This window comes from Leyella stercorea DSM 18206, from assembly GCF_000235885.1.
Classification (GTDB): Bacteria; Bacteroidota; Bacteroidia; order Bacteroidales; family Bacteroidaceae; genus Prevotella; species Prevotella stercorea.
Genome location: NZ_JH379356.1, coordinates 1 through 5848 on the forward strand (window position 1 = coordinate 1; position 5848 = coordinate 5848).

The following is a 5848-nucleotide window of genomic DNA, read 5'->3' on the forward strand; positions in this document are numbered from 1 at the left end:
TGAAAGTAGTCAACTAAAAACGTTAAACTACACATAAGCAAAACTCCGCCACAACCGGAGTAAAACTCCGCCACAACCGGAACAAAACTCCGCCGCAACCGGAGTAAAACTCCGCTGCAACTGGAGATACCTTACACACCATAAAAAATGCCCTAACAAACACCCTGGCAGATACCCTGGCAGACAGACTCAAAAAAGCGGGCATCTGTCAGTCTTTATCTCGTTGACACACAGCGGTTTGCGCTGCATACTGACAGATATGGTAGATTTTTTCAGCTACTCGATTATATTTATTACTTTGCAACCCTACACAACCCATTCTATCCAGTTCTCGGGAGTCACCACTGCCTTTTCCTTCACATCATACGCTGTTAGGAACGAAGAAGGGAATTGAGTATTGGCACGACGTGAATTCCACTTCATCTCGAAAAAATTGCTCTAATCCCAAAAATCATATATAAATTTGGGATTGTAATCCCAAAAGTTATATAGAAATTTGGGATTAGGACCTATTAAACAAAAAAAGCAGGGTTCCGAAGCCGGAACCCTGCCCTTTTTATATATACAAATCTAAACGTGCGGATTAGAAGTTAGAAGCTCCGTTATCCCACCAGAGGTGCTGACCCTGAGTATCCGTAGCACCCTCACCGAGAGCTGGGATACCAGTGTTAGCGATATCCTCCTTAGTCTGAGGATCGTCAGAAGCCCAAGGAATACGACGCATGATATTCTCCTTTGTCTGTACCCAAGGATCGCCAGCGCCGATTGTGCCGTCGCCGTCAGCTACACCGAGAATCGGGAAGAGCTTAGGATAGCCTACACGACGGAGGTCAACCCATGACTCGTAGCTGTACGGGAAAGAAGCGATGTACTTCTGAGTGATGATCTTCTCGAGCTTAACCTCAGGAGAATCACCCTCGTTCCACTTCACACCAATCTTTGTTACGCTCGGCATATCGGGTGTGAGACCCTGCGGGTCAACGTACGGGATGTTCTTCGAAGCCTCAACGTTGAGGTATTCGTCAACCAGCTCGTTGTACTTGTTGCCCATGAACGAACGGCTCTCGAGAGAAGCGTTGCGGATGCCCTGCTCGTAGAACTGCTTAGCTGTACCGCCCATGTTCCAACCGCGGAGAGCGCCCTCAGCGAGGAGGAAGTAAACCTCTGAGCACTTCATGAGGAAGAGAGGAGCCTGAGTCTGAGCCAAGTAAGCCTTGTCGAGCATAGAGTAGCCACAGTACGGGTTGTTGGCTGCTGCCTGACCCTCACCAGGAGCAACACCGTCACGCATACCTACGTATACAGAGTTCATCGGTGTGGTAGCCGGGCAAGAAGAACCCTCTACAGCCTGCGGAGACTTAGCAAGACCTACGCTGTTCTTTGTGAAGAGATACTTCATGTACGGGTGGTCGAGGTTCTCAAGCAGGTTCAGGAAAGAAGCACCCATAACGGCGTCGCTCCAGCCTGTGATCTCAACCAGCGGGTGATCCTTGCCAGAGAATGCCGGATAGATGGCAACCTCATTGTCAACGTCGGTGATGACACCGTCGCGAACTGCTTCCTCTGCCCATGTCTTAGCTGTCTCCGGCTCGATGCCACTCATGTGGATAGCCATGCGGAGCTTGAGTGAGTTGGCAAAGCGGATCCACGGCTCCATATCCTCCCAAGTCTTTGAATACGGCTCGTTAACGATAGTGAGGTAGCTGTACATTACGTTAGCCAGCTGCTCCTTGTAAGCCTGAGAACGGTTGTCCTTGTAGTACTTCAGACAAGCAATAGCGTCGTCGAGGTTCTTCTTGACACCGTAGTAGATTGTACGTACGTCGTTGTACTCGAACGGCGACTTGTCGCGCAGAGCCTTGAACTCCTCATAAGGCATCGGACCGAAGAGGTCGGCGTTCTCGATAGCCGAGTAGTTGAAGAGAGTAAGGAAGATAGCCTTCAACTCAGGAACTGAGTCGATCTTCTCTGTGTTCAACAGCGGAGCGATGTAGAGCTTAGCTGAAGAGAAGCCGCTGCCAGGACCACCGATAGAGCCCTTACACATGTCGTATGTAGAACGCAATGTGAAGTTAGAGTACGGGAAGTCGTAGTGAGGTACGCAGAAGTACTGTACGTAGTTGTCAGGACCGAGTGTGTAGCAGAACTGGTAAGCGTGTGCTTCAGGAGCACCACCGTCCTTACCGCCACGGATACCGTAAACACCGGTCTGAGCTGTACGGATGTTATCGTCAAGTGCCATGATAGCCTCTGCAACACCCTCGTCAGAAATCACCTTCTCGTAGTCGATGACATCTGCTTTACCAGAGCTGATCACTGGAGGCACGATGGTCTGGTTTGCGTTGAACTCGTCACCCGGGGTGTCGTAGTCGAGACACGACTGCATACCGAAGGCAGAGAGCGCAAGCGCAGCGTAAACAAATATCTTTGAATTTTTCATAATTCTTTTTTACTTTTTTGAATTGGTTTAGAAGTTTACATTCAATGAGAAGCCGAACGAACGTGACGACGGCATATTGAATACCTCGAATGCGCCGAGACCAGTGCCTGTAGAGAGCGATACGTCTGGGTCAACCGGAGCGTCCTTGTAGAGGAAGAACAAGTTGCGAGCGATGAACGAGAGGCTCAGGTTCTTGTTCTGGCCGAAGAGGTTGCGGAATGTATAACCGAGAGAGAGCTCACGCAGACGGAAGTTGGTGCCGCTGTAGAGGTAGCGCTCGATGTCCTGAGGAGTTACACCACCAACTGAGTTGTAGTAAGACTCGATAGGAACGATACGACCTGAACCATCGTCGAGGCGGATACCCAGGATGTTGTTGCCATAGATAGCGTCAGCGTAGATCTTGTTCTTCTCAGCGTAGAGGCGAGCGTCAGCTGTGCGCTGTGACAAGCCTGCACCGTCGAGGAACGACTCTGTCATAGAGAGCACCTTGCCACCGATACGTCCGTTGATAAGGAATGAGAGCGAGAGGTCCTTCCATGTGAATGTGTTAGACCAACCCATCTGCCACTTAGCGTTCTGGTTGCCTACATACTTGCCGTATGTCTTGCTCGACTCTGTCTCCATTGACAAACCACCCTTAGCGTTAAGAACGTAGTGACCGTTCTCGTCGCGCTTGATGTCTGTTACGTACATGTCGCCCATTGAGCCGCCTTCCTTGTAGAGCACCTGCACACCGCCTACGTATGTAGCGATGACATTCTCCTTACCGGTCTCCTCGTCATAAGCTGTACGGAGGATCTTGTTGTCGTTGTAAGAGAGGTTGTAAGATGTCTTCCAACGGAGCTGACCGAACTTGAAGTCGTAGCCGATAGTAGCCTCAATACCCTGGTTGCGAATCTTAGCAGAGTTCATCGGGATAGACTTGCCAGAAGCATTGGTACCAACGAGGTAGAGGTTAGACATGGTAGAGTTGTAGTATGTCAAGTCGAGGCTCAAGCGGTTGTTGAGGAACAATGCCTCGATACCGGTCTCGAAAGAAGCTGTCTTCTCAGGACGCGGATCCTTGAAGGTAGCCCATGAAGACGGAACCAACGCACCTGTCTCGAAGTTGCGTGTAGCACCAGCGTAAACGATACCCGGGATAGAGTTACCTACCTCTGAGTAAGAAGCACGGTACTTCAAGTAGTTGAACCACTCTGGGAGCTTAACGAGGTTGCTTACGATAGCGTTCGCACCGAAGCCGAAGTAGCCGTAATCCTCAGGCGTACCACGATCCTTGAACTGACGGAAGGCGCGGTACCAGTCGCGACGGTATGAACCATCGAAGTAAACCATTTCCTTCCAACCGATCTGACCTGTTACAACAGCACCCTTGTTCCAGTCAGAGCTTTGGCTTGGAGATGTAGCGCCAGGACCACCGGCTGCTGTAGAGAAGTAGTTAGCCATTGTAGAGAGGTGCTCGCGGTCACCATAGTAATATGTAGCAGTCACGTCGTTGCTATGACCGTACGACTTGCGGATGTGGCCTACATAACCTGCTGTTGCAGAAACGTCCCAATCGCCGAATGTCTTGTTGTAAGTAAGCATGAAGTCGGTGTAGAGGTCGGTTGTCTTAGAGTAGCTCCACCAGTAGCGACCGAGGTCTTCCATAGAAGCCGGGAGCCATGTTGTAGCGTAACGCTTCGACTCGCTCTCGTACTTTGTGAAGTCCATACCCAAACGAGCCTGGAACGAAAGACCGTCGTAGATGTCGAGTGAACCAGTCACGTTACCGAAGAAACGGTCTTCCTTAGCTACGCTTGAGTTCTGGTTAATAAGCCAGTACGGGTTGTTCTGGCCCTGAGCTGAGTAAGCCCAGTTCTGCATCGGCTGACCTGTTACTGTGCCCTGCTCCTTAACCTTTGTATAGTTGCTGCCCTCACGCTTGAAATATGTCTGGTAGCCTGTGAGCCAAGAAGCGTTGTCAACGCGGTAGTTGTCGCGATAGTAGCCGAGATCGATGTTACGCGGCATCATGTACAAGTGGTAGATCGGGTTCATTGTGATACCACCACCAGGACGGTTCTTTGTCTTTGTCTGGATGTAGTTCATCGACACGTCGATAGTAGCACGGTCGTAGAGCTTGAAGTTCTGACGGAAAGAGAAAGTGTGACGGTTGTATGAGTTGTTGTCAATCATACCGTTTGCGTGAGAGTTACCATAAGAGAAGTAGCTGCTCATCTTGTCTGTACCACCAGAGAGGGCGATAGAGTTGTTGGTTGTCACACCGGTCTTGAAGAAGTCGGCAACGTCGTCGCCCGCGCGGTTGCGGAGGTGTACCTCGTTCATTGTATTGCCGAAGTGCTCGCCGTACATCGGAGTCTGAACGATGAGCTGGTCGTTGGTACGTGAAGATACCTTATTGCCCCAGCTGCTGATGCTCATTGTGTGAGCGTTCTCGTCGATAGCAGCACCGTAAACGTTCTGGATTTTCGGGGTTGTGAGCGGAGTGTCGAATGTAACGTTAGAAGAGAAGTTAACACCAACCTTACCCTCGCGACCCTTCTTTGTGGTGATCATGAGGACACCGTTGGCAGCCTCAGAACCGTAAAGAGCGGCAGCGTTGGCACCCTTCAGCACGTTGATCGACTCGATGTCGTCAGGGTTGATCATTGAGAGAGCGTCGCTACCCTCAGATACGCCTGTTGTAAGCATGTTTGCACCTGAGCCTACCTGGCCGCGCTGCGAGTTGTTCATAGGAACACCGTCAACAACGATAAGCGGAGTAGACGAACCGAGGATTGACTTGTTACCACGGAGGATAATCTTAGAAGCACCACCTGCACCACCTGCTGACGGAGTGATGGTTACACCAGATACCTTACCCTCGAGAGAGTTAGCAACGTTCGGGTCCTGCACGCGGTTGAGGTCAGAAGCCTTCACCTGCTGTGTAGAGTAAGTAAGTGACGACTCCTTACGCTTGATACCCATGGCGGTTACTACGACCTCCTTGAGCACTGAGCTCTCGTCCTTCATGGTTACATCTACGCTTGCACGACCGCCGATCTTTACCTCCTGCGGTGTGTAGCCGATGTAAGAGAACACCAAGACAGCGTTCTTGTCCTTAACGTTGATTTTGTAGTTACCGTCGATGTCGGTCACTACACCAAGACCAGTGGCACCCTTCACTACAATGCTAACGCCGATAAGTGGTTCGCCAGTACCATCCTTAACAGTACCCTGAACGACAGAGCCCTGAGCCTGTGTCAAAGCATTAGGAGCCACGTTGCCATTGGCAGAAGCATACTGCATTGGCATACCTGCTGCGAGCATCGCAAAGGCTGCTTTCAGCACCATACTGCTTTTCTCGTTTGATTTGTTGTTCATTGTTTGTTTTTTAACCTGTTGGCGGAATTAAAAAACCGC

2 protein-coding genes are annotated in these 5848 nt (G+C 50.6%); both read right to left on the bottom strand.

From position 1 onward, the window contains the following. Positions 1-583 precede the first annotated feature (583 nt). Entirely contained in the window at positions 584-2440 is a 1857-nt protein-coding gene (locus tag HMPREF0673_RS00965) for a SusD/RagB family nutrient-binding outer membrane lipoprotein (protein ID WP_007896964.1), read from the bottom strand. Positions 2441-2467: 27 nt separating this feature from the next. Continuing rightward, complete coding sequence (locus HMPREF0673_RS00970; RefSeq protein ID WP_007896966.1) at positions 2468-5809, bottom strand: SusC/RagA family TonB-linked outer membrane protein; 3342 nt, start codon at positions 5807-5809, stop codon at positions 2468-2470. Positions 5810-5848 lie beyond the last annotated feature (39 nt).

Excerpts from the sequence above, each read along its gene's own strand:
- HMPREF0673_RS00965 (WP_007896964.1), bottom strand. The coding sequence starts at position 2,440 with ATGAAAAATTCAAAGATATTTGTTTACGCTGCGCTTGCGCTCTCTGCC.
- HMPREF0673_RS00970 (WP_007896966.1), bottom strand. The coding sequence starts at position 5,809 with ATGAACAACAAATCAAACGAGAAAAGCAGTATGGTGCTGAAAGCAGCC.